The 24,336-nt window shown below is 40.3% G+C and carries 17 protein-coding genes and 6 pseudogenes; 10 read left to right on the top strand and 13 right to left on the bottom strand.

The annotated features are described in order from the left end of the window. Positions 1 to 154: 154 nt before the first annotated feature. The 4 genes and pseudogenes from BTN49_RS02460 to recJ all read right to left on the bottom strand — a co-directional run bounded on the left by BTN49_RS02460 (position 155) and on the right by recJ (position 5,822). Positions 155 to 891 (bottom strand): annotated as a pseudogene (locus BTN49_RS02460) (IS982 family transposase). 301 nt (positions 892 to 1,192) lie between these two features. Next, entirely contained in the window at positions 1,193 to 2,701 is a 1,509-nt protein-coding gene (gene lysS, locus BTN49_RS02455; protein WP_097355868.1) for a lysine--tRNA ligase, read from the bottom strand. A 26-nt stretch (positions 2,702 to 2,727) separates the two neighbouring features. Then, positions 2,728 to 3,826 (bottom strand): peptide chain release factor 2 gene (prfB, locus tag BTN49_RS02450; protein WP_097355867.1). Its coding sequence is split into 2 segments (ribosomal slippage): positions 2,728 to 3,750 and positions 3,752 to 3,826, totalling 1,098 coding nucleotides; the frame shifts between segments, so codons are not numbered across the junction. Positions 3,827 to 4,094: 268 nt separating this feature from the next. Next, the gene (recJ, locus tag BTN49_RS02445) at positions 4,095 to 5,822 is read right to left on the bottom strand and encodes a single-stranded-DNA-specific exonuclease RecJ (protein WP_097355866.1); all 1,728 of its coding nucleotides are present in this window, start codon (positions 5,820 to 5,822) and stop codon (positions 4,095 to 4,097) included. A gap of 266 nt (positions 5,823 to 6,088) precedes the next feature. Here recJ and BTN49_RS12675 point away from each other — a divergent pair, with 266 nt between their 5' ends. Further along, complete coding sequence (locus BTN49_RS12675; protein WP_146679035.1) at positions 6,089 to 6,292, top strand: hypothetical protein; 204 nt, start codon at positions 6,089 to 6,091, stop codon at positions 6,290 to 6,292. Positions 6,293 to 6,643: 351 nt separating this feature from the next. Here BTN49_RS12675 and BTN49_RS20070 read toward each other — a convergent pair whose 3' ends face one another. Continuing rightward, positions 6,644 to 6,700: a hypothetical protein gene (locus BTN49_RS20070; RefSeq protein ID WP_394336628.1), complete on the bottom strand. Its 57-nt coding sequence runs from the start codon at positions 6,698 to 6,700 to the stop codon at positions 6,644 to 6,646. 7 nt (positions 6,701 to 6,707) lie between these two features. Beyond that, positions 6,708 to 7,010, bottom strand: coding sequence for a hypothetical protein (locus BTN49_RS12670; protein ID WP_146679033.1), 303 nt, complete (start codon positions 7,008 to 7,010; stop codon positions 6,708 to 6,710). 484 nt (positions 7,011 to 7,494) lie between these two features. Here BTN49_RS12670 and BTN49_RS02435 point away from each other — a divergent pair, with 484 nt between their 5' ends. Then, on the top strand, positions 7,495 to 7,935 hold the full coding sequence (locus BTN49_RS02435) for a PACE efflux transporter (protein ID WP_097356053.1): 441 nt from the start codon (positions 7,495 to 7,497) through the stop codon (positions 7,933 to 7,935). A gap of 987 nt (positions 7,936 to 8,922) precedes the next feature. On the opposite strand, the gene BTN49_RS02430 is transcribed toward BTN49_RS02435, so the two are convergent. Next, on the bottom strand, positions 8,923 to 9,132 hold the full coding sequence (locus BTN49_RS02430; RefSeq protein WP_241896436.1) for a transposase: 210 nt from the start codon (positions 9,130 to 9,132) through the stop codon (positions 8,923 to 8,925). 122 nt (positions 9,133 to 9,254) lie between these two features. On the opposite strand from BTN49_RS02430, the gene BTN49_RS02425 reads away from it, so the two are divergent. The 3 genes and pseudogenes from BTN49_RS02425 (at position 9,255) to BTN49_RS21735 (ending at position 10,993) form a co-directional block, all read left to right on the top strand. Continuing rightward, positions 9,255 to 9,458, top strand: a complete 204-nt coding sequence (locus tag BTN49_RS02425; RefSeq protein ID WP_146679031.1) for a transposase — start codon at positions 9,255 to 9,257, stop codon at positions 9,456 to 9,458. 234 nt (positions 9,459 to 9,692) lie between these two features. After that, positions 9,693 to 9,926 (top strand): hypothetical protein, encoded by a 234-nt coding sequence (locus BTN49_RS02420; RefSeq protein WP_097355863.1) that lies wholly within the window; start codon positions 9,693 to 9,695, stop codon positions 9,924 to 9,926. A gap of 244 nt (positions 9,927 to 10,170) precedes the next feature. Next, positions 10,171 to 10,993 (top strand): annotated as a pseudogene (locus tag BTN49_RS21735) (IS982 family transposase). Between the two features lie 93 nt (positions 10,994 to 11,086). Here BTN49_RS21735 and mutH read toward each other — a convergent pair. Then, entirely contained in the window at positions 11,087 to 11,767 is a 681-nt protein-coding gene (gene mutH / locus BTN49_RS02410; protein WP_097355862.1) for a DNA mismatch repair endonuclease MutH, read from the bottom strand. 310 nt (positions 11,768 to 12,077) lie between these two features. Between mutH and BTN49_RS21730 the strand changes: the two are divergent. Both BTN49_RS21730 and rppH read left to right on the top strand, forming a co-directional pair. Next, positions 12,078 to 12,863 (top strand): annotated as a pseudogene (locus BTN49_RS21730) (IS982 family transposase); the annotation flags it as partial. A gap of 411 nt (positions 12,864 to 13,274) precedes the next feature. Continuing rightward, the gene (gene rppH, locus BTN49_RS02395) at positions 13,275 to 13,754 is read left to right on the top strand and encodes an RNA pyrophosphohydrolase (RefSeq protein ID WP_097355860.1); all 480 of its coding nucleotides are present in this window, start codon (positions 13,275 to 13,277) and stop codon (positions 13,752 to 13,754) included. Positions 13,755 to 14,005: 251 nt separating this feature from the next. On the opposite strand, the gene BTN49_RS20060 is transcribed toward rppH, so the two are convergent. Both BTN49_RS20060 and BTN49_RS20055 read right to left on the bottom strand, forming a co-directional pair. Next, positions 14,006 to 14,272 carry a transposase gene (locus tag BTN49_RS20060; RefSeq protein WP_394336622.1) on the bottom strand — a complete coding sequence of 89 codons (267 nt, stop codon included), beginning with the start codon at positions 14,270 to 14,272 and terminating at the stop codon, positions 14,006 to 14,008. Next, positions 14,253 to 14,552: a transposase gene (locus BTN49_RS20055; protein WP_158523571.1), complete on the bottom strand. Its 300-nt coding sequence runs from the start codon at positions 14,550 to 14,552 to the stop codon at positions 14,253 to 14,255. Before BTN49_RS20055 ends, BTN49_RS20060 begins: the two co-directional genes overlap by 20 nt. A 713-nt stretch (positions 14,553 to 15,265) precedes the next feature. Here BTN49_RS20055 and BTN49_RS20050 point away from each other — a divergent pair. Further along, positions 15,266 to 15,472, top strand: a complete 207-nt coding sequence (locus BTN49_RS20050) for a transposase (protein WP_223823991.1) — start codon at positions 15,266 to 15,268, stop codon at positions 15,470 to 15,472. Positions 15,473 to 15,519: 47 nt separating this feature from the next. Here BTN49_RS20050 and BTN49_RS02375 read toward each other — a convergent pair whose 3' ends face one another. Both BTN49_RS02375 and gltB read right to left on the bottom strand, forming a co-directional pair. Next, a complete protein-coding gene (locus BTN49_RS02375) occupies positions 15,520 to 16,989 on the bottom strand; it encodes a glutamate synthase subunit beta (RefSeq protein WP_097355858.1) in 1,470 nt (489 codons plus the stop codon). Further along, positions 16,982 to 21,529, bottom strand: coding sequence for a glutamate synthase large subunit (gene gltB, locus BTN49_RS02370; RefSeq protein ID WP_097355857.1), 4,548 nt, complete (start codon positions 21,527 to 21,529; stop codon positions 16,982 to 16,984). The genes BTN49_RS02375 and gltB overlap by 8 nt, the downstream gene beginning before the upstream one ends. 729 nt (positions 21,530 to 22,258) lie before the next feature. Here gltB and BTN49_RS02365 point away from each other — a divergent pair. Next, a pseudogene (locus BTN49_RS02365) lies at positions 22,259 to 22,692 on the top strand (transposase); the annotation flags it as partial. A gap of 41 nt (positions 22,693 to 22,733) precedes the next feature. Here the strand turns inward: BTN49_RS02365 and BTN49_RS02360 are convergent. Continuing rightward, positions 22,734 to 23,636 (bottom strand): annotated as a pseudogene (locus tag BTN49_RS02360) (IS982 family transposase). An 89-nt stretch (positions 23,637 to 23,725) separates the two neighbouring features. Here BTN49_RS02360 and BTN49_RS17095 point away from each other — a divergent pair. Beyond that, a pseudogene (locus BTN49_RS17095) lies at positions 23,726 to 24,164 on the top strand (transposase); the annotation flags it as partial. Positions 24,165 to 24,336: the final 172 nt, after the last annotated feature.

The raw sequence follows: 24,336 nt of genomic DNA, 5'->3' as shown, positions 1-24,336 counted from the left end.
AGCATCCTTCAAGTACGACAAGAGGGTACATATTGTGCCCTATTCTTAGGGGCGTCAAAGCCGACTAGATATTTATTTATCCACGTAATTAACCTCAGATCTGCATAAACGCTTGCTTGTAAAAACTAGTTATCTTGATGCTCGGCTTCTTTGGTTAAAATGAATACGCGATGAGCCCTGCCAGCAAGTTGACCATAAAGCTGATACAACTATGGTGCCTAGAATGCTCGATTTGGGATATGTTTTTTAGTTGATCAAAAACGGTTTCAATAATAAATCGTTTCCGAAGCATCAAGCAATCCCAAAGTTTTTCACTTTAGGTTTCATATTCTTTTTCATACCCGTTATTAGTATCACTTCCTTGTCTGCAAGTTCCCGCTCCAATGGAGCAGCGATATAACCTTTATCTCCGTATAAACACCCCAAAAGTTTATCAGCTATTTCCGATACAGGTTTTCTATCATCCACGTTAGCTGTCAGTTACTTGGACTAATATAATGCCACCTTGATCATTGATAATAAGGTATAATTTAAAGCCGTAGAACCACCCCATCATGCCTTTTCCTCGCTTCTAGGTCCATTTAAAAACCTAATGTCTGAGAATGCGTAGATTGTGATAAACCTGTATCTTGTATGAATGAACGAAGGTAATCCCTGTCGGCCTTACCTGTTGGTGAGTGAGGTAAGATCACAGCGGATGTAATAAGTTTTAAAGTCTCAATACCCAGATTGATGGAAAGTTATCACTATCGTCATCACTTTGCTAACTGAGAGGTGAGAAGGTTTGTTTCTTTGTTTGACATCGGAATAAATTAGGTGTTTTTCCCATGCAGGGAGGTAAGTCTGGCAGAAGTCGTCGACATCGACGAAAACAGCGTCTAAGTTATTCATGCCAAAGTCTTGATACAGGGAATAGTTTTTTTCAAACGATCAGATCGCGACTTTTGCATTTAGTTCATTTTTTATGCGTAGATCAGGTTAGTTAACGTTCTCTTTTACGTTATACGATAAGTATCGCAGTTATTATCTGAATTCATGCTAGAACAAGTGGCATAGAAACGTTAGAAAGCTTTCAAATAGTGAACATTCACCAACATCTTTCATGTAGCGAAAGATCATGAATCACACGAGAGGACATGAGATAAATAAACGGGATTCTTTGTTTCGCTATTTTTCAAGGTGAAGAAGACAATTATATTCTATTTTGAAGACGCATAGAGGGAAACAGAATTACATCACGAATGGTGTGGGTATTTGTGAACAACATCACTAAACGATCAATACCAATACCTTGACCTGCTGTTGGTGGTAAGCCATGTTCTAATGCATTTATATAATCTCCATCGTAGAACATCGCTTCGTCATCACCGGACTCTTTTGCGTTAACTTGTCTTTTAAAACGATAATCTTGGTCTTCTGCGTCATTTAACTCAGAGAAACCGTTAGCAACTTCACGACCCCCAACAAATAATTCGAAGCGGTCTGTGATGAGTGCATTCTTGTCATTACGACGAGCCAATGGTGATATTTCAGTGGGATATTCAGTGATGAAGGTGGGCTGGATCAGTTTAGATTCTACGGTTTTACCGAATATTTCTTCTAGTAATTGACCACAGTTCCAGAACTTTTTAACGTGAAAACCTAGACCACTTGCGATACTCTCCAGCAGATCACGATCCTGAACGCCTTCATACGTTAGTGTTTGAATAAGCATGTTATCTGGATTGTAGTGTTTAATCGCATCTAGCATGCTCATACGAACATATGGATTACTAAAATTTACTTCTATATCACCGTGAGTTATAATGGGAGATCCTAACACATCGGTTGCTATGGTATTTAACATTTCTTCGGTTAAATCCATCAGATCATTGTAATCTGCATACGCCATATAGAATTCCATCATAGTAAACTCTGGATTGTGACGCGTAGACAGACCTTCGTTACGGAAGCTACGATTAATCTCGAATACACGTTCAAAACCACCCACAACTAGACGCTTCAGGTACAACTCAGGTGCAATACGCAGATACATTTCTTGATCGAGAGCATTGTGCTGGGTAACAAATGGACGGGCTAACGCACCACCAGGGATATTATGCATCATCGGAGTTTCCACCTCCATGAAATCTCTATCGGTCATGAAGTTACGAATTGCCTGTACCACTTTCGAACGCACAATAAACACATTACGAGAATCTTCATTTACGATCAGATCAACATAACGTTGACGGCACCGTTGCTCCTGGTCCGATAATCCATGATATTTCTCTGGTAGAGGACGCAGTGACTTCGTTAGTAACTGGTATTCTTCCATATTCACATACAGATCACTCTTGCTAGATTTGTGCAGAGTACCTCTCACACCGATGATGTCACCAATGTCTAGACCGTGGTATTTTTCTTTTAGATCTTTCTGAACGTCTTTCGATGCATATGTTTGAATATGTCCACTCACATCTTGTAGAACAAAGAAAGGACCACGTTTAACCCTAATACGACCAGCAACAGTCACTGTATATTTAAGTGTTTCTAGCTCTTCTTTGCTCTTTTTGCCAAATTTAACCAGAAGATCTTCTGCTTTGTGCTCACGACGAAAATCGTTCGGGTGCCCATTTGCTTTGCAGGAGAGACGAATGTGGTTTAGTTTTCCGCGACGCTCCGCAATCAGTTTGTTGTCGTCTTGGGATTGCTCATCCATAGTAACCCTTCAAATTAACTTAAAAATTACAACCCTGATTTCAGGCTGGCTTCAATGAACTTGTCGAGATCACCGTCAAGTACCGCTTGAATATTACGATTTTCAATGCCAGTACGTAGATCCTTAATTCGCGAGTCATCCAGAACGTAAGAACGGATCTGTCTACCCCAACCAATATCAGACTTGGCATCTTCGCTCATTTGTTTTTCCGCGTTTTGTCTGTGTGTTTCCAGCTCAAATAGTTTTGCCCGAAGTTGTTTCATCGCTTGGTCTTTATTTTTGTGTTGGCTACGATCATTTTGGCACTGTACCACAGTGTTGGTTGGTACGTGCGTAATACGAACCGCTGATTCGGTAGTATTAACATGTTGACCACCCGCGCCTGAAGCCCTGTAAACGTCAATACGCAGATCAGAGGAATTGATATCGATAATAATATTATCATCCACTTCCGGATAGATAAATGCCGACGCAAACGAAGTATGGCGACGACGCCCAGAATCAAATGGAGATTTACGTACCAAACGGTGAACGCCCGTTTCAGTACGCAACCAGCCATATGCGAATTCCCCACTGATACGAACAGTCGCTGATTTCAATCCGGCTACATCGCCCACTGATACTTCAATTACTTCCGATGTAAAGCCCTTCGAATAAGCCCAACGCAGATACATGCGTAACATTATCGATGTCCAATCCTGTGCTTCCGTACCGCCCGAACCTGCCTGCAGATCTATATAGCAGTCGACACTATCATGATCACCTGGAAACATACGCCGGAATTCAAGCTTTTCGAGCCTAGATTCTAACTTACGTAGTTCAGGTTCAATTTCATCAAAGGTATTTTGATCGTTTTCTTCAATTGCCAGTTCCAGTAATTCACAGATGTATTCGCCACCTTTTTCCAGATAAACGATAGTTTTTACCACATATTCAAGCGATGCACGCTCACGGCCTAAGGCTTTTGCACATTCAGGAGTGTTCCACACATTAGGTTGTTCCAGTTCGACATCAACTTCGTCTAGACGCTCTTTTTTTGATTCATAGTCAAAGAAACCCCCTAAGGACATTGGTACGTTCCGTAATGTTTAAGAGGCGATTTCTAATCGGATTGATTTCAAACATGGTCACTTTTGCAGTTATAATTAGTCTTGATTCTCTAATTCTATCGAATCTCTACCATAATAAATAGAGTTTGATAGAGATCAAACAGGAAAGATTTATGGCCATAGATCGGATAGGTTTAATTTCCTAGAAAGAAATTTTTGGAAAAATTGCAACTAGTCCGAAACTCTAGGAAAAACACAAGCAGTTCCATAATAGACAGTTGAACTGTTTCTACATTCTCTACCTGCTTCATTCTTTTGTTTCTCACACCTAAAATTTGAACTAGTTATATCACGCTCATATGTTCAACCATCAATTGAACATTTCGGTTACCGCAAAATTCATTTACACCTAGGCGATATACTAGTTCCACCAATTGAGCTGATGGATTTGGCCAACTATGTGAATCAACGTTGAAAGCTATACCGTCGACTATTTGCCGACCCATCAAAGGTTTAAGCCTCATTTTGAGGTGTTTCCTACCCACCAGTTTTTGGTGTATTATTTTAAATTTTCCATCGAACAAGGGTTCTGGAAAACCCTTCCCCCACGGATCACGAGCGCGTAATACTTCTGCGATATCTAGAGAAATCTCTGTTGGGAGCAATTCTCCGTCAGTAAGGTATATACCTTTCAACTCATCTTCAGTAATCACATTTTGTACTGCTTCATCAAGTAAACGAGAAAAATACTCAAAATCGACTTTATCAAGGGTTAACCCCGCAGCCATTGCATGGCCACCAAATTTCTTAATTAACCCTGGATGTTGGGTATCAATGAGATTTAGTGTATCACGAATATGCAAACCTGAGACTGAACGGGCTGATCCTTTAATCATACCTTTCTCATCATCCGTGAATACGATTACCGGACGATGGAACTTATCTTTGATACGAGAAGCGACAATACCAATCACGCCTTGGTGCCATTCACGTTGATACAATGCAAGGGCACTTGGTAGATGTGATTGTTCACCCCATTGTAGGCGTTCACAAATCGCCATTGCTTCTCCTATCATGATTTGTTCAATTATTTTACGTGTTTGATTTAAAGCATCTAATTTACTCGCCATTTGGCGAGCTACTGATAAATCTTCAGATAATAGTAACTCCACACCAAAGGACATGTCATCCAAGCGACCCGCTGCATTAAGTCTTGGTCCCAACGAAAAGCCAAAGTCACTCGCAACCAGCGTTGTCATGTTGCGGTTTGCTACTTCAATCAGCGCTTGAATACCAGGTCGACATTTACCTGCTCGGATACGCATCAAACCTTGGTGTACTAAAATACGGTTGTTAGTATCTAAAACTACCACATCGGCTACGGTTCCTAATGCAACAAGATCGAGCAATTCAGCAAGGTTGGGTTCTATAAAGCCTTTATCGGAAAACCAGTCGATGTCACGTAGATAAGCACGTAATGCTAGCATCAAATAAAAGGCAACTCCCACCCCTGCCAGGGATTTAGACGGGAATCTACACTCACTAAGGTTTGGGTTTACTATGGCATCCACATCAGGGAGTACATACCCAGGAAGATGATGATCAGTCACGACCACCTTAATACCCCTAGCTTTTGCCGCCGCTACGCCTTCAATCGCAGACACGCCATTATCGACTGTCATAATAAGTTCTGCGCCTTTGATTGCAGCTTTTTCTACCAGTTTAGGGCTTAACCCATAACCATCTTCAAAACGATTTGGAACCAAATAGTCCACGTTATGATATCCCATCATGTGCAATGCTCTCACTGAGAGCGCAGAACTTGTTGCACCATCCGCATCAAAATCTCCTACAATAATGATCCTTCGATCTTCAGTAATAGCCAAGGCAATCAAAGATACAGCACGTTCGATGCCATGCAGTGTTTTGTAGCTGTGAAGCCCTTTGGCACCGAGCTCCAATTCACCTACGTTTGTTACCCCACGGTTAGAATAAATGCGTTGAAGCAAGAGTGGGATTGAATCAGGAAACACAGAATTAGGAGTAGGTTGGCGACGTTTAATTTTGTTCATGAGAACTAGACCTGTATTAAGAGGAAAATAAGCCCATAAAACGGGCGTTTACAGGACTCAGTTTATAAAAATCTAAGCATCTAAAAATCAAACAGCGGTCGTGTAAAAAGCTTTCATTCCAGAGTTAGAGCCAAAAATACAAGGTGTAAGTATCGCGAGATAATTAGACAAACAAGAACTTTAGTCTGTTATTATAGACATAATAATCGGAAACGAACATCGATTCTAGTTTATAAACTAATCATCTATTTAATGGGTTTTCCTGCGTGTCATATATCTACCTTTGCATGGTGATCATTATAGTTATCTATGATGTTAAATATCGTTTTGCCAGCACACAAAAACGGTTAAAAAACAGGGTATCGGCGGTGATAGATACCACCGTTATCGTTGCTAGGCATGTAGCCGATGCTTCTAGCTTGGATATACACACATGGCTTATCAGGCGGAAAACAGAGCAAATTATTTAACTTGCTATGAACAATGCTGGTATCCGAGATTCCTCTTGGATGCTATAGCTAGATCAAAATAAATTGGTATAATTCACATGCTGATAAAACATCTCGTCAATGGAACAGCGCTCTTTCCTTCTTACTAGACTTCAGCTCTGCCAATTTATGTAGATCTGAGGTTGATTATTTCTATGTAAATTCGCCTAAAATTGGATGCACTAATGACTTTTAAAATCGAGCATATTCAAGTTGCTTGGTCTATTTCTTTGTTTCCACATAGATTGATCTCCAGAAATTATCGGCCATATCTGGCATGGGTTTTCTGTCATTAATATTGGTTGTTGTTACCTTTACCGAAAAAATACCAATTTAGTAATTGATGATAAGGTGAAGTTTAAAGCTATAAAACCATCCTATCGTTCCCAAACCTTGTTTAGCCAAACCTGCAATGCCGTGGAATACTTAAATTGTGATAGATCTGTAGCTTGGCAGAATCAACGAACGTGTTGCCCGTAGGTTTTGCCTGTCGGTGAGTCAGATAAGAAAAAAGGGGAACCAGAGCACTTTTCATTAACGTAAGCATCCGCGTAGAGTTTACCACATCATGGGATTTTACTATTATATGATGGCAGATAAAGTGAGTGTAGTCCGTTTTAAAATCAGGAAAGATAGATTGACGAAAAGATACAATAATCGTTATGACTTCACTGATTGGAAGGTAAAAAGGTTTATTCATTGCTTTGAAACTTGCAATCCGCTGTTTCCCCCAAGGAGGAAGTAAAACCTAATAAAATCGTTGATATCGGTAAAAATAGCGTCTGAATTATTCATGATAAAGTCCTTTTCAGACTGATGATTTAAGTCAAGCGATCAGATCGCTACTTGTACATTTAGTTTATTTCTTATACAAAGTTCAGGCTTATTACATTAGCTCAATAGCGTTGATACCAGACTTATCACGAAAATACTGCAGCAATCTTGGCTAGTTTGAAGCATCTGGCCTTAAATATGTGGAAAATAGAGTCGACTAAAATAAACGTTCTGCTGAAATCAAAGCACTGCATCTTTAGAACGAGTATTACTGACAGGACTTTCCTCAGTGATTAAATAATGAACACATCATACTGATGTTCTATTTACCTATCCTATTTATAAATAGGACATAACCTTTTCAGTCTTCAATTGTGGATATAGATACGCTATCAACTGGAGAAATAATGATGAAAACCACCGTAGATCGTATTAAAAGTGCTGTAGCATTCGAAATAATTGGATTGATCTTGATCCTTGGGATCATATGCCTATGTGGTTTTGATGTTTCTCATATAGGTGTACTTGGTATAGCGTTTTCACTGATGACAACAGGTTGGAACTATATTTATAATATTTGGTTCGATAAGGTCATGCTGAAGTGGGTGGGTACCACAAATAAACAACAAAAACATCGGATATTACATGCTATATTATTTGAATTAGGACTTTTATGGATAACTATCCCAGTAATGGCATGGTGGTTGAACATTAAATATTGGCAAGCATTCTTGATGGATATCGTGCTAGTGGTGTTCTATTTGTTTTATGCCTACTTCTATAACGTTGCTTACGACAAATTATTTCCTGTAGATTTCAAACATGAAACCAAACATGAAACCAAACAATAAAGAAACTGACGGCAGTCGGTTACATCTAAATTCCAGTTTGGAATGCGATGATTTTAATCAAATTGCTATGCAATTTTTCTAAAAATAACGGGAACTACCTATAGTAAAACGTTTATTACGGCTATGATTGACCCTTGATTGAGAGAAGGTAAGCTATTCATCTGTAACCATTCTTAAGTCTTTTCCTTCGCCATCTGTCATCTGAAATATACGGGTATTCTATTTTGACCATTCTCTCATTATTGATCTCGTTAAAACCAGTTCTCTTGGATAAAAGTACCTTATCAGACCATTGTAATGTTCATTCAATCCACGATCACTTGACCGATACGATCTGGCAAAATAGAAATCAGTATCATTGATTTCAGCAACCTCTTCATGACTAACGATCTCTGTACCTGCCTGCTTATTGGGTATTTTTTTGATGTAGCAGAGTTTATTGGCTTTATCCACTAAGATAAGAAAAAAGATTTGTGCTAGGTTCCGACGACAGTGTTAATGTTAATTGCGAACTGAACAAACTCGGTCTTCTCGTCTGAAATGTCATGCCATCTATAACTGTTAAATTGTACTTTCTACTTTCACTTGGCATCCCATCGTACTTTATAGCCCGTTCGTAGCGTTGGAGTGGGTTTCTAAAGCCTATGCTGATGCAAGGCGATGATAGTATATGTCGTGAAAATTGTTTGGAATCTAGCGCTTCATTACGTAGTGTCTTAAAATCCCATTAGTGTTTTATTTGTCCCTCATTTCTATGGATGATGAAGGGTGGGTAAAGTCAATCTCAATATCCAAAGCTTTTGCCATCTTTTCGTGATGAGCTAACTCGTGCCCATTATCTGTCGTAATCGTATGGACATGCTTTTTATATGGCATAAGTAAATCAATTATCACCGCGGTGACATCAGGTATCTATTTTGATGCCATAATTTTTAATTAATCCAGATCTGTATAAGCGTGGGTTTTTCAAACCGAGTAATTTCAAGGCTAGGTTTTTTTGGTTATAACGTATAAGAAATGAGTCCAGTAATTAAGGTTAACCATAAAGCTCACTCCACTTCGGTACCGAAAATGATCTATTTGGGATATATTTTTTAGTTGATTAAAGACTGTCTCGATGATAAATCGTTTTCTAAACAGAAGACGATCCCAAATCTTCATCAGCTTTGGTTTCCTGTTCTTCCTTGTATTTGTGATGATAGTAACCCTTTTTTCGGCGAGAGTTCTTTCAAGGGAGTCATATATAGGTGTTGTTTTCCAAATATCTGAACTAATTGCAATTCCTATGATCAGATCATCTTGGAGTTAAGAGGAAGGTTATGATGGGAAAGGCCAAGCACAAAATTAGCAACTGGAAACAATATAATCAAGTATTAATCAACTCTGGTTCAGTGACTTGTTGGATAGACGTCACTGCTATTAAGGCATGGCATTGTCTAAAACAGCACGATTATCGTAGCCGTTGGTTTATATTTTTGGATAATTCAATTGAAACGACACTGATGGTAAAAGGTATTTTTTAATACTCCCACTTCTTGGATTAGAAGGCTTTCTCAATTCAGTTTTTGCGTTGATGAATGTCCAGCTAAAATTCCCTACATACACTTGTATTAGTCAGTATTAGAAGACCGTAAAAGTTAAGTAGCATTTGCCGAGTCTAGGAGCTATCGCCCACGTCATTATTGATGCATAGGCCTAAAAGTATACGACGAAAGTGAATGGAAAACGCGTAAACACGGTAAGGATAATTGGCGTATTTGGCGCAAACTTCATATTACCGTGATGTGTCTACTCATGCGGTTATTGCTGCAGCAGTTAGCCTAATTCCTGTGGGTGATAATGAGGTTTTACCTATATTTCTTAACCCATTAAGACGAAAGGTACAGGAAGTCAGTGCTGATGAAGCCTATGACACAAGAGTATTTCACCATGTACTGAAGAACAAAGAAATAACGCCCAGTATTCTACCTCGAAGCAACGCAGGGTCCTAGGAGGAAGGAGATCCTAGGAATGAAGTTATAAGGGCTTTAAAAGAGGACAAACTGGTGAAGTGGAAAAGGACATGGGTTATCACAAACGTTCATTAGCAATGATAGTAATGTTTCGCTATAAACAGTTTCTCAGCCCTAAACTTACTTTTCATAATTAGCCTGAGCTGAGCATCAGAAATGAAGTAAATGCCTAAGTCGCGATCTGATCGTTTAAAAAAACCATTTCCTGCATAAGGACTTTGGCCTGAATAACTTAGACGCTGTTTTCGTCGATTTCTGCCAGACTTTCCTCCCTGCATGGGAAAAGCAGCTAATTTCTTCCGGTGTCAAACAAAGAAACAAGCCTTTTCGCCTCTCAGTTAGCGAAGTGATAACTTTCCATCAATCTGGATATCTAGACTTTAAAACTTATTACATCCACTTTGTTTGCTGATATCTCACCAACGAATTTCCTGAATTAGTCAGCTACACGAGAATGCTCAAGCTCATGCAAGCTGTTCTGGTTCCGCTTTACTCTTGCCCTACTCACCCTTAGGGATTGCTTTTGTTGATTCATCCAAGCTACAGGTTTGTCACAACCTACACATTCTCAGATAAAGGTACCGCGAAGCGAAGAAAAGGAACGATGGTGTGATTTTACAGCTTCAGCTTATACCTTATTATCCATGATCAAGGTGGAATTATCTCAGTCAAAGTGACTGACGACTAACGTGGATAACAGAAAGTCTATATCGGAAATGGTTGACGCACTTTGGGGGTATTTATACGGAGATAAAGGTTATATCTCTGCTCCATTGGAGCGGGAACTTGCAAACGAGGGAGTAACACTAATAACGGGTGTGAAAAAGAATATGAAACCCAAAGTGATGAAACTTTGGAACCGCCTGATGCTCCGGAAACGATTTATTATCGAAACCGTTTTTGACCAACTAAAAAACATATCCTAAAGCGAGCATTCTCGGCACTGTAGTTGTATCAGCTTTATAGGCAACTTGCTGACGGGGCACATCGCGTATTAATTTCAACCAAAGAAGTTGAGCATCAAGATGATTAGGTTTGATAAGTAAGCGCTTATGCAGATCTGAGGTGGATTTAATAAACAACACCTATTGATGGCAAAGATTATAATAAAACAACTTGAAAATGCAGGTTCTTTTAATCTATTTATTTTCTGGTAACGTAAAGTAATGGGAGAGAATTCTAGCCGTGAATTGTGTACGTAAGTAGAATGCCCTTGGCAGGGTTTTTATTGGCTGACCTCTGTCACCGTAAGCTATAGTTAGCTCTTTGCTATTTGCTGCTTTAGGTCTTAATTGTAAGTATTCACCGTGTCGTGCATTGATCTTATGTACTTTCCCCAAGACGATAAATTCCATTAACTCTTCCCAATCAACCTTAAGTTGGGCTTCTTCTTCAGCGGAAGGTTGCCATATTAATGGTGTTCCGACATGTCTATCCCTGATAGGTATTTCCCGTTCTCCTTCGACGGGAATCCACAGTACTTTAGATAATTTATTGCGTATATGGCTGTTCTCCCAAGTGAGTCCCTGTACCTTAATAAAAGGGGCAATACAGACAAATGTGGTTTCCAACGGTTTTCCCATATAACTGATGGGGATGGATTTCAATTCAATACCAATATTCTGAAAGTCTTGTTCTGGTTTGTTACCTGCTATTGCGCCGAGGCATCTTTCTAATAACATACCAACCCAGCCTTTTTCCCTGCAAAGATCCTGCGGGCAAATTAAGTTGTTTTGTGTGGCAAGTTCATTTAACGTAAAACCAGCAATGCTATAGGCGCGATTAAGTAATTCGGCTTCAGAGGTAGGGGGTGAGATCATGGCTATTTCCTTTCAATCTAGGTTTGTGAGAACGTTAACCGTCTAGGTTAAAGAAAACTAATGATCTTCCATAGGTCATTGGCGTTATATGTGTAGGAGGAGTTATTCCATCTCGGATGGTGGAAGAACATCGGACTTATGGTCCTATGTGTTTATACGGTATTATTGGAACTTGATTTTAGGTGAATTATAGGTTTTAGGCGAGAATTTTCTCATTATTTAACCTGAGCTGCGCATCAGAAATGAAGTAAATGCCCAAATCGTGATCTGATTGTTTAAAAAAAACTATTAACTGCCTAAGGACTTAGGCATGAATAACTTAGACGCTGTTTTCGTCGATGTCGACGACTTCTGCTAGACTTTCCTCCCTGCATGGAAAAAACACCTAATTTCTTCCGGTGTCAAACAAAGAAACAAGCTTTTTTACCTCTTAAGTTAGCCAAGTAATGACGATAGTGATAGTTTTTCATCAATCGGGGTATCAAAACTTAAAACCCCGTTACATCGACTTTGTTTACTGCTACCTCACTCACCGTCAAGAATTGCCTTCGTTGATTCGTCCAAGCTACAGGTTTGTCGTAACCTCCACATTCTTAGACATCAGATTTTTAAAGGTATAGCAAAGCGAGAAAAAGGAACGATGGGGTGGTTTTACAGCTTCAAATTATACCTTATGATCCATGATCAAGGTGGCATTATCTCAGTCAACGTGATGACGGCTAACGTGGATGATAGAAAGCCTGTATTAGAAACGGTTGACAAGTTTTTGGGGTGTTTATAGGGAAATAAAGGTTATATCTCTGCTTCATTTGAGAGGGAACTTTTAGACAAGGGAGTGACACTGATAATGGGTATGAAAGAGAATATGAAACCAAAAGTAATTAAACTTTGAAACCGCCTGATACTCCGGAAATGATTTATTATTGAAACCGTTCTTGACCAACTAAAAAACATCTCGCAAATCGAGCATTCTCGGCACTGTAGTTGTATTAGTTTTATGGGCAACTTGCTGGTTGGGCTGATCGTGTCTTCATTACAACCAAAGAAACCAAGCATTAAAACGACGCGACTTGATAAACAAGCGCTTATGCAGATCTCAGGTTATTTAAGGGGTAACTCCCACTTTGCTGGATCTTTGACCGATCTAAGATCCTGTGTCTAAGTATGGTATAATTGGTGGATTAACTTTCTGATTTTATCAATTCATCTTATTGTTAAATATAATGTTATTTTTTAACTCGTACTTTAAGTTATCTTGATGAGATATTCAATATCTCTGTGCAATGAAGGCTTAAAGGTTTTTCTTCACAAATCTATCCACAGAAAGCGTGAATAAATGTGGGCATTGTCGCACTGGACTAGTATAACTTCAGGAAAGCTATTTTATTTTCTCTAAAAGATTAGGAGGATACCAAAAAGATGCGCTTCATATGTAATGTTTGTTTACCATTGTGGATATAGTATGAAAAAATCATAGTTAAATATAAATTATATTTGGGGTTGTTTAGTGATAGATCGCGATGGCTATCGTTCTAATGTTGGGATTGTCATTTGTAATAACCACGGTCAGGTGCTTTGGGCTCGTCGATTTGGACAAAACTCTTGGCAATTTCCTCAAGGTGGCATAGATGAAGGAGAAACCTCGGAACAAGCTATGTTTAGAGAGTTGTACGAAGAAGTTGGATTGTCTAATAATGACGTACTTGTTTTGGCAACAAGTCGACATTGGCTACGTTATAAGTTGCCTAAACGTTTTATTCGTTGGGATTCAAAACCAGTGTGTATAGGACAAAAACAAAAGTGGTTTTTACTGAAACTCGAATGTGACGACTCAAAAGTGAATATGGAGCGAGGAGATACACCTGAATTCGACAGTTGGCGTTGGGTGAGTTATTGGTACCCAATCAGGCAGGTGGTGTTGTTTAAACGCGACGTTTATCGGTGTGTGATGAAAGAATTTGTAGACATTGCATTGCCTTTTCGTTAGAAAAAAGTGAAGAACAGAGGCAAATGAAGTATAGAAAAAACTAAAAGTTTATAATGAGTGGTATCTGTTTACGAAATTGAGGAATATTGTGCAACATGTTGTGGCGTTTAGCGCCGTGAAGCACGAGTTCAATACATTAACTACCGGAACAGGTATAGAAACTGAAACAAAACACCGCCCTGTATATATCGCTTCCCTATGAAAAATAGGGATATGAATTAAGGGTTATGAAAGGGTTTTATTCTTGAGACTTACTTGTCCCGTCTTAGACCTTTAGGTCGGGCGTTACTTTTCAGTACGTTGTGACAAGCTCTTGTGTCATAGGATTCATCAGCATTGACTTGCTGTATCTTTCGTCGTAATGGGTTAAGCAATGTAAGTAAACCTCCTTTGTCACTCACAGAAACTAGGCTAACTGCTGCAGCAATAACCGCATGAGTAGACACATCAACGGCAAGATGAAGTTTGCGCCAAATACGCCAATTATCCTTACCGTGTTTACGCGTTTTTACATTCACTTTCGTCGCATACTTTTAGGCCTATGGCATCAACAATGACGTGGGCGATAGCTCCTAAACTCGGCAAAAGGTACTTAACTTTTACGGTCTTCGAATACTGACTAATGCAAGTGTATGTAGGGAATTTTAGCTGGACATTCATCAACGTCAAAACCGAAGTGAGAAAGCCTTCTAATCCACGAAGTAGGAGCTTGAAAATACTTTTCACCATCAGTGGCATTTCAATTTCAGTATCCGAAAATATAAACCCCGTCCACGTTAACCGTGATGTTTTAGACAATGCCATGCCTTAATGGTAGCTATGTATATACAAAAAGTGACTGAGCTTCGGTTTATTAATGCTTGATTATATTATTTCCAGTTGCTGATATTGGGCTTGGCCTTTCCCATCATCACCTTCTGTTTAACTCCAAGATGATCTGATTGTAGGAATTACGATTAGTTTAGATGTTTGGAAAACAATTCCGTTGGGTCGGCATCCTACTGGCTGAGGTTATATCGATTACCATTAACTCTGACACTGTTGTACCGATTTAGTAACCCGCAAAATTAGCAGGTGTTTGCACAGGATATATTCATATCGGATTCACCTTCATATTTCCCTTCAGCATCGCGAGAGAACTTAACCTCAGGTCTGCATACGCAAGCGTTTACGCAGACCTGAGGTTAACCATCTTCATATAGATCTGAAGATCATTTAGGGCAACTGTATTCAGTTAACATTCTGAAAAGAAAAAGGCCAAGTTATATAGCTCAGGTAATTTATATGAAAGTTGGTTTGCCAAGAGTATGCCTCGAACACAGGGTTCCTCGGAAAAAGGAAGTCCATGCTATGGAGTTCATTATGGGCACTCGAAAGGAAGAGATAACGCCATTGGCGTTATCATCAATCATACGTTTTTAACGCTTAGCTTAGTAATTAGAGGCGTCAATACGGAAGTGTTTTATGAATAGATCGAATAAGATTTACTTCCAAAAGTTCTAGAGAAAGCTATGATTGTTATGGATAATACGAGTTTTCATAAGTGTAGCGACACACTTGAAGTTCGTGGTTGTACTTTAGATAGGCTTCCTCCTTACAGTCCAGATCTTAACCCAATAGAACATAAATGGGCAGAAGTGAAGTCTATAAGAAGGAAAGAGCGCTGTTCCATTGACGAGTTATCTTATCAGCATGTGGATTATGCCAATTTATTTTGATCTAGCTTATAGAACTGATAAAATTGGAGGATAACACTGATTTATGATTATGCGGAGAGCATTAAAGAGTCAGCTTTAGCCTCAAGATATGTATCACCCATCAGGTAGGTATCAATGGCCCGTGCACATTCTCGTCCTTCATTGATACAACATACAACCAAAGATTGCCCCGTTCGCATATCACCTGCAGCAAACACGCCTTCTTTATCTGTCAAGAAGTTTTTAGTCGCCACGTTTCCAGTGTTGTCCAATTTAACGTCAAGCTGTGCCAATACACCATGTGGCTCAGGATGCAAAAAACCCATCGCAAGGAGAGCCATATCACATGAGATGATACGTTCAGAGTTCACTACCTCTTGGAAGCTTTGGTGTTTGGTTAACACCTTATTTTTCCATACGACATCGGCAATACGGAGGGCTTTGATATTACCCGCTGTATCACCGATAAACTCTTTGGTCAGAATGTTCCAATGACGGTTGCAGCCTTCCTCGTGTGAAGTAGATGTACGCATGATCGTGGGATACTGAGGCCACGGCATGTTAGCTGGACGATTCGCCGGTGGAATCGGCATAATTTCAACTTGAGTAATGCTTTTTGCCCCATGACGGTTTGAGGTGCCAACACAGTCAGAGCCTGTATCACCACCACCAATAACTACAATGTGTTTATCTTTAGCATGGAGTTCCTCTGTTTTCAGATCCATGTTATTTGCTCTGCGGTTATTTTGACCCAAAAACTCCATAGCAAAATGAACACCTTTTAAATTTCTTCCAGGAATAGGCAAATTTCGTGGCACAGTTGAACCACCAGTCAGCAATACTACATCATAGTCTTGACGAATTTGCTGAGCGTTGACAGTTACACCAACATGGGTATTTACTTCAAACTTAATGCCTGCTTTTTCCATCAAGTTGATCTTGCGATCTATGATGTCCATTCCAAGTTTGAAGTCGGGTATACCAAAACGTAGTAAACCCCCAATTTTTTCGTCTCTCTCAAACACAGTAACACTATGGCCTGCGCTGTTCAGCTGTTCTGCTGCAGAAAGTCCAGCAGGACCAGAACCTATGATGGCGACTTTTTTACCAGCACGGAATCTTGGGGTTTTTGGTTTTGCATAGCCTTCTCGGTAGGCGGTTTCAACGATGGTTTTTTCTATATTACAAATGGTGACTGGGTCTTGGTTAATACCCAACACACAAGAACTTTCACAAGGTGCTGGGCATATCCTGCCGGTGAACTCAGGAAAGTTGTTGGTTGAACTCAAGATTTGCCATGCTTCCTCCCAGCTATCTCTAAAAACTGCATCATTGAATTCTGGGATGATATTACCGATAGGGCAACCATTGTGACAGAATGGTACACCACAATCCATACAGCGTGCCGATTGTTCGTTAATTTTTTTGCCAAACTTTTCATTTAGGACAAACTCTTTGTTGTCCTGAATACGAACATCAGGGTATTTATTGGCGGGCAATTCACGGCTAAATTCTAAAAATCCAGGTGGTTTACTCATTGACAACCTCCACTTCTTCTTTATTATCGATTTGTATTTTGTGTTGTTCAATGACGGCTTTGTAATCGCGAGGTATAACTTTGATGATACGTTTTAGGTTTTCATCAACGTTTGAAATAAAGGTTTTAGCCACTGAACTGCCTGTGAGGGCTTGGTGTTTTTCGATCATTGTTTTAAGTAGTTTAATGTCTTCTGTATCCAAGGGATCAAGATCAACTAGGTCAGCATTTAGTTTTGTTTCAAAATCTCCAAATTCATCCCAAATGTAGGCGATGCCACCACTCATACCAGCGGCAAAGTTGCGGCCAGTTTGACCGAGAATGATAGCAAAACCGCCAGTCATGTATTCACAACCGTGATCACCTATACCTTCCACAATCACTTTGGCACCTGAGTTACGTACACAGAAACGCTCCCCTGCTACACCACGAATGAAGGATTCACCAGAGGTTGCACCATAGAAGCAGACGTTACCTACAACGATGTTTTTTTCGGCAATAATGTTACTCTTGGAATCAGGATATAGAATTAAAGTTCCACCGGATAAACCTTTACCCCAGTAATCATTCGCATCCCCCTCTACTTCGAAGGTGACGCCTTTCGCTAGAAAGGCGCCAAAGCTTTGGCCTGCTGAGCCTTTGAACTTCACGTTCATTTGTTCAGGTAAGCCTCGGTCTTTGTAGATCTTTGAAATTTCATTCGATAGCATTGCACCGACACTGCGATCGGTGTTGACGATAGTGAACTGGGCATCGACTTTCTGTCCTCCGTGTAACGCGTTGGTTGCAGCTGCAATTAGACTGAGATCTAGTACAGATTCGAGTGCGTGATCTTGCTTACGTTGGCAGAACATACCATCACCTTTGCGTGGTTTTTCTTTATGGAGAATGACACTGAGGTCAAGATTTTTATATTTCCAATGACCGATATCACTGCGCACTTTTAGGTGTTGGGATTGACCGACCATTTCATTGATGGTGCGGTATCCCATTTTGGCCATTTCTTCACGTAAACCTTCTGCCATGTAGGTGAAGAAGGTCACTATGTCTTCAACGCGACCATTAAAGCGGTCGCGCAGAGTTTTGTCTTGAGTTGCAATACCAACAGGGCAGGTGTTGAGGTGACATTTACGCATCATGATACAACCCTCAACAATCAGTGCCGCTGTTGCAATTCCCCATTCCTCTGCACCTAGCAATGTTGCCACTACAAGGTCACGAGGTGTTTTCATTTGACCGTCAGATTGAACGACAATTCGGTTACGCAGTCCGTTCTTCAGTAGTGTTTGGTGTGTCTCTGCAAGACCAAGCTCCCAAGGAAGCCCAGCATGCCTAATTGATGACAGTGGTGATGCACCAGTACCTCCATCGGAACCCGAAATCAAAACCACGTCTGCTTTTGCTTTTGCAACACCGGAAGCAATAGTACCTACACCAGTTTCTGACACTAACTTGACATTGATACGTGCTTTACGGTTGGCATTTTTCAAATCAAAGATCAGCTGAGCCAGATCCTCGATAGAGTAAATATCGTGGTGTGGTGGCGGTGAAATGAGACTTACCCCAGGAGTGGAGTGACGTGTGTGCGCAATCGAATCATCCACTTTATGGCCGAGTAGTTGACCTCCTTCACCAGGTTTGGCGCCTTGAGCCATTTTTATTTGGATTTCAGAGGCGTTAGCCAGATAATAAGATGTCACGCCAAAGCGACCAGATGCGACCTGTTTGATGGCGGAACATTCCCAGTCGCCATTTTCTTTCTTCTCAAAACGGTTAGGATCTTCACCACCTTCACCGGAGTTAGATTTTGCTCCAATCCTATTCATGGCAACTGCCAACGTAGAGTGTGCTTCGTGTGAGATAGATCCAAAGCTCATCGCACCTGTAGCAAAGCGTTTCAGAATGCTCTCAATGGGTTCAACCTCTTCCAGAGGAATATTATCTCCAGTATATTTCACGAAATCAAATTGGCTACGCAGTGTCACTGCATTATCGCCTTGTTTATCTATAGCGTAGCAGTATTTTTTAAATTGCGTGAAGTCTTTATTCCGAGTGGAACTCTGCAGTAAATGGATGGTTTCTGGATTGAATAAATGCTTTTCACCACGTTGTTTCCATTGGTATACACCACCAGTATCCAGTATTTGTACGGGGATCTCACGCGTTGGGTAACCTATTCGATGACGGATTAAGACTTCTCTGGCGATATCGTCAATGCTAAGTCCTTGAATACGTGAAACGGTACCAGTGAAATACTTTTGAACAACTTCTTTGCTGATGCCAAGTGCCTCGAAAATCTGTGCGCCGTGGTAAGATTGGAAGGTAGAGATGCCTATTTTCGAGAAGATCTTCAGCAGACCTGCGTTAATAGATGCTCGGTAGTTCTCGAACAGTGTATTCACATCGACCTCAGGGTCGAGTTTTTTTGTACGCTGTAGTTCGACTAAAGTCTCGTAGACTAGGTAAGGGTTAATAGCATTCGCACCGAAACCAACGAGTGTAGAAAAGTGATGAGTTTCACGCGCGTCACCAGTTTCGATGACAATTCCTGTTTTAGCACGCAGACCTTTGCAGATAAGATGGTGATGAACGGCACTGACGGCAAGCATGCCAGGGATAGCTGCGTGGTTTGAGTTTACCGCACGGTCAGTCAGCAAGATAATGGAGTAACCGTCGATAACAGCATCTTCAGCATACTGACAAATACGCTTTAACGCACGTTCAAGTTCTCCCAAGTTACCACTGGCACCGAAAACGATATCCAACGTTTTTGCTTGTAGGTGTTCGTTATCGATCTCACGCAGTTTTTCTAATTCGGCATTAGTTAAAATTGGACTTTCTAGCTCAACTTTACGACAGTGTTCTTCCGATTCAATCAGCAGGTTTTGATCTCTACCCAAATATGTTTTAAGAGACATTACCATGCGTTCACGAATCGGATCGATCGGTGGGTTGGTCACTTGAGCAAATAGTTGTTTGAAATAGTTAGACAAATGCTGGGATTGATGAGATAGCACGGCTAATGGCCAGTCAGCCCCCATTGCACCAAGTGGTTCTTTACCCTCTTTTGCCATTGTTACCAAGATTTCGTTTACTTCTTCTGTTGTCATACCAAAAGCTTGCTGCCGGTGCAGCAGGCGTTCAGGAGATGGTTGTTGATGTTTGGTACCAGCTTCTGGCAGTTTATCCAGTCGGAGCAAGTTTTTTTCAACCCACTTTTTGTAAGGTTGAGCGGAAGCAATTTCGTCCTTTACTTCTTTATCAGAGATAATGCGTCCTTGTTCTAAATCGGCAATAAATATTCGCCCTGGGTGTAAGCGTCCACGGAAGTGAATATTCTCAGGTTCAATGTCTACGACACCAGACTCGGATGCTACTATGAGGTAATCATCTTTGGTGATGGTATAACGGCTTGGCCGTAGACCGTTACGGTCAAGCATTGCTCCTACTTTTAAACCGTCAGTAAAGCAAAGTGATGCAGGACCATCCCAAGGTTCCATCACGTTGGCGTGGTATTGATAAAACGCACGGAGTTTCGGATCCATGTTGCTATTTTCTTCCCATGCCTCGGGAACCATCATCATGAGAACGTGTGGCAGACTGCGGCCAGCGAGCACTAGCAGCTCTAATGCCATATCAAAGTTAGCGGAATCTGATGCGTCTTCTTGACAAATAGGAAGAAGCATTTTTAATTCTTGCTTATTGAACAGTTGTGATTCCAGTAACGCTTCACGTGCTTTCATCCAGTTTAGGTTTCCACGAACCGTATTGATTTCGCCGTTGTGTGCAATATAACGGAAAGGTTGCGCTAAACGCCATTTCGGGAAAGTATTAGTTGAGAAGCGGGAGTGAACTAGCGCCAGTGCCGTTACCATAGATGTGTTTTGCAGATCTAAGAAGTACTGAGGTACTTGCTTTGTTGTTAGCTGACCTTTGTAAACCATTGTTTTGGCGGAGAGTGAATTGATATAAAAATCATCACCAATATTTGATACGCTTTCGAGGCACACACGAACAGTGTAGTTACGCAATACAAATAGTTTACGCTCAAGCTCATCGAGTGAAAAGTATTTACTGCATGTAATAAAGGCGTGCTCAAATTGTGGTTCCGTACCTAAGGGGTCGACTCCGATCATTGAATTGTCGGTTGGTAATACTCGGTAACCAATGACTTCGAGATCTAGGAGCGTTGTGTTCCGCTCAAAGATTTCTCGGCATTGCTCGCGTTTGTTTTCGTCTTTAGGAAAAAGCATCACACCTACACCGTACTTGTTCGACTGCGGGAGTTGGAATCCGATATTTCGAGCTTCTTCTAGTAAGAATTCATGGGGTTTTTGTAACAGAATACCAGCGCCATCACCGCTACAGGGATCGCAGCCTTGACCACCGCGGTGTTCCATACGTGCCAACATATCAAGTGCTTGAGTAATAATTACATGGGATTTTCTGTTTTTTAGGTGGGCAATGAAGCCGATACCACATGTATCATGTTCCATTTCTGGTACATAGAGCCCTTCTGTGCGTAGCACTGAATCTGTCATTTTTTACGTCCTTCCAGTAGACACAAATGCAGTGGGGGAATTTATATTCCCTAGCCATACCTTTTACGGGCATGGTCATAGCGACTACTATGTTTAAATCAACAAAAGTGTCGATCCACAGCAACCGAATCAAATTATCATGACCAATAAAAGTAACCTTGTAGTTTTGTAAAACTATGCAGGCGCGCTGCGCTTTTTCCAGAATGCCGAATTTGTTGCTAAGCATGAGCGATTTTTTGCGAATTGCATTGTTTATAAAGTAGGCGTAACTACAGATATCCTACATATCTCGGATTTCAATTACTATTGAAAATTAACAATCTATTATGCAGTGAATTGTTATATCCGATTTTACTTGCGAATATTCTAAATATAGAATAGCTATTAAGTAGGTCTTGTGAATAGTAATTTTACTAGGGGGTAATGTCTGATTAGGGGAAGTTTTTTCTTGTAATTTATTAAGGTGAGCTGACCTTTAATGAGTATTTTTGAACAGATGATTAAGTATTATGACCACTTTACTAAAAACAACCTAACCTATAAAATCATGCTTAGAATTATGTTAACTGATAATCACTAAAAGTCGTTACTCCAACTAATGAAGAGCATAGATATATTTTTGATAGACCAGAATATAGAATGAGTTTTAAAGGGCGTTGTTTCCCAAAATATCTGAACTAATCGCAATTCCTACGATTAGATCATCATGGAGTTAAGCTGGAGGTGATGATGGGAAAGACCAAGTACAAGATCAGCAACTGGAAACAATATAATCAAGCATTACTAAACCGTGGCTCAGTCACTTTTTAGATAGACATCTCTGCCATTAAGGCATGGCTTTTTCTAAAGCATCAGGTCATCGTGGACGTGGGTTTATATTTTTGGATATTAAGATTGATACGGCAGTGATGGTGAAAGGTATTTTTGAGCTTCCCCTTCGTGGATTAAAAGGATTTCTTAATTCGGTTTTTACGTTGATGAATGTCCTGCTGAAATCCTCTACATACACTTGCATTAGTAAGCATTCTAAGACCGTAGAAGTTAAGTACCGTTCGCCGAGTCTGGGAGCTATCGTCTGCGGCGTTATTGATGCCACAAACTTAAAGGTATACGGAGAAGGTAAATGGAAAACGCGTAAACTCGGTAAGGAAAATAGGCGTATCTAGCGTAAACTTCATCTTGACGTTGATGTGTCTACTCAATCTTAGATCTGCATAAGCGCTTGCTTATCAAGCCCAGTCATCTTGATGCTCGGATTTTTTGGTTGAAATGAATACGCGATGAGTCCCACCAGCAAGTTAACCATGAAGCTGATACAACTACGGTGCCGAAAATGCTTGATTTGGGATATGTTTTTTGGTTGGTCAAAAACGGTTTCAATAATAAATTGTTTCCGGAGCATCAGGCGGTTCCAAATTTTCATCACTTTGGGTTTCATATTTGTTTATAACCATTATCAGTGTCACTCTCTTGTCTGCAAGTTCCTGTTCCAATGGACCAGAGATATAACCTTTATCTCCGTATAAACATCCCAAAGCTCGTCAGAAGTTTCTGATACGGGCTTTTTATCATCCATGTTATCCGTCGTCACTTCGACTGAGATAATACCAACCGAGATCATTGATAATAAGGTGTAATTTAAAACCGTAGAACCAGCCCATCGTTCCTTTTCCGCGCTTCGAGGTACCTTTAAAAACCTGATGTCTGAGAATGCGTAGGTTGTGACAAATCTGTAGCTTAGACGAATCAACGAAGGAAATCCCTGTTGGCTTTGCCTGACGGTGAGTGAGGTAAGAGCAAATAACAAAAAACACAGAACAAATAGGAGCCAGAACAGCTTGCATGAGCTTGAGCATTCTCGTGTAGCTGACTAATTCAGGAAATTCGTTGGTGAGATATCAGCAAACAAAGTGGATGTAATAGGTTTTGAAGTCTCGATACCCCAATTGATGGAAAGCTATCACTATCATCATCACTTCGCTAACGGAGAGGTAAAAAGACTTATTTCTTTGTTTTATACCGGAAGAAATTAGTTGTTTTCCCATGCAGGGAGGAAAGTTTGGCAAAAGTCGTCGACATCGAGGAAAACAGCGTCTAAGTTATTCATTCACAAGTACTTGTTCAGTTAATAGTTTATTTCAAACGATCAGATCGTGACTTGGATATTTAGTTTATTTCTGATGCGTAGCTCAGGTTACTCATGAAGTTATTACTGTAGAAGTTAGCCTAGTTTTTATGGGTAAAGATGAGCTTTTACCTACATTTCTTAACCCATTACGACCCAAGATACAGCAAGTCTGTGCTGATGGAGTCTATGATACAAGCGCATGTCACCATGTACTAAAAACAAAGGAATAACGTCCAGTATTTTACCTCGAAGCAACGCAGGTACTGGGAGTAAGGGTATCCTAGAAATGAAGCTGTAAAGGTTTTAAAAGAGGACACACTGGCAGAGTGGAAAAAGGACAGGGATTATCACAAACTCTCATTAGCAGAGATAGCACTGCTTCGCTATAAACAGTTTCTAAGCCCTAAACTCACTCTTCGTGATTACAATGCTCCAATTGGTGAAGTGCTGGCAAATGTGAAAGCGATGAACAAAGTTCTAGGACTAGGTATACATGTTCTCCAGTAGATAAGTTAAGACTGTAAAAAGGACTTATATCAGTGAGTTATAGGCCTGATTTTATCAAGAACGCCCTTTAACGGGCTAATGACTGGAAGAGAAACTTAATGTCCGCCAACAGACTTTTATTCAGTATCTGTAAGGGTTAACGTTATAAAAACCAGCCATTATCCATTTTTTT

Source organism: Candidatus Enterovibrio escicola (genome assembly GCF_002464935.1).
In the GTDB taxonomy this organism is placed as follows: domain Bacteria; phylum Pseudomonadota; class Gammaproteobacteria; order Enterobacterales; family Vibrionaceae; genus Enterovibrio; species Enterovibrio escicola.
Note: the sequence above shows the minus strand (reverse complement) of the source record. Positions and strands in the feature narration are given on the sequence as shown.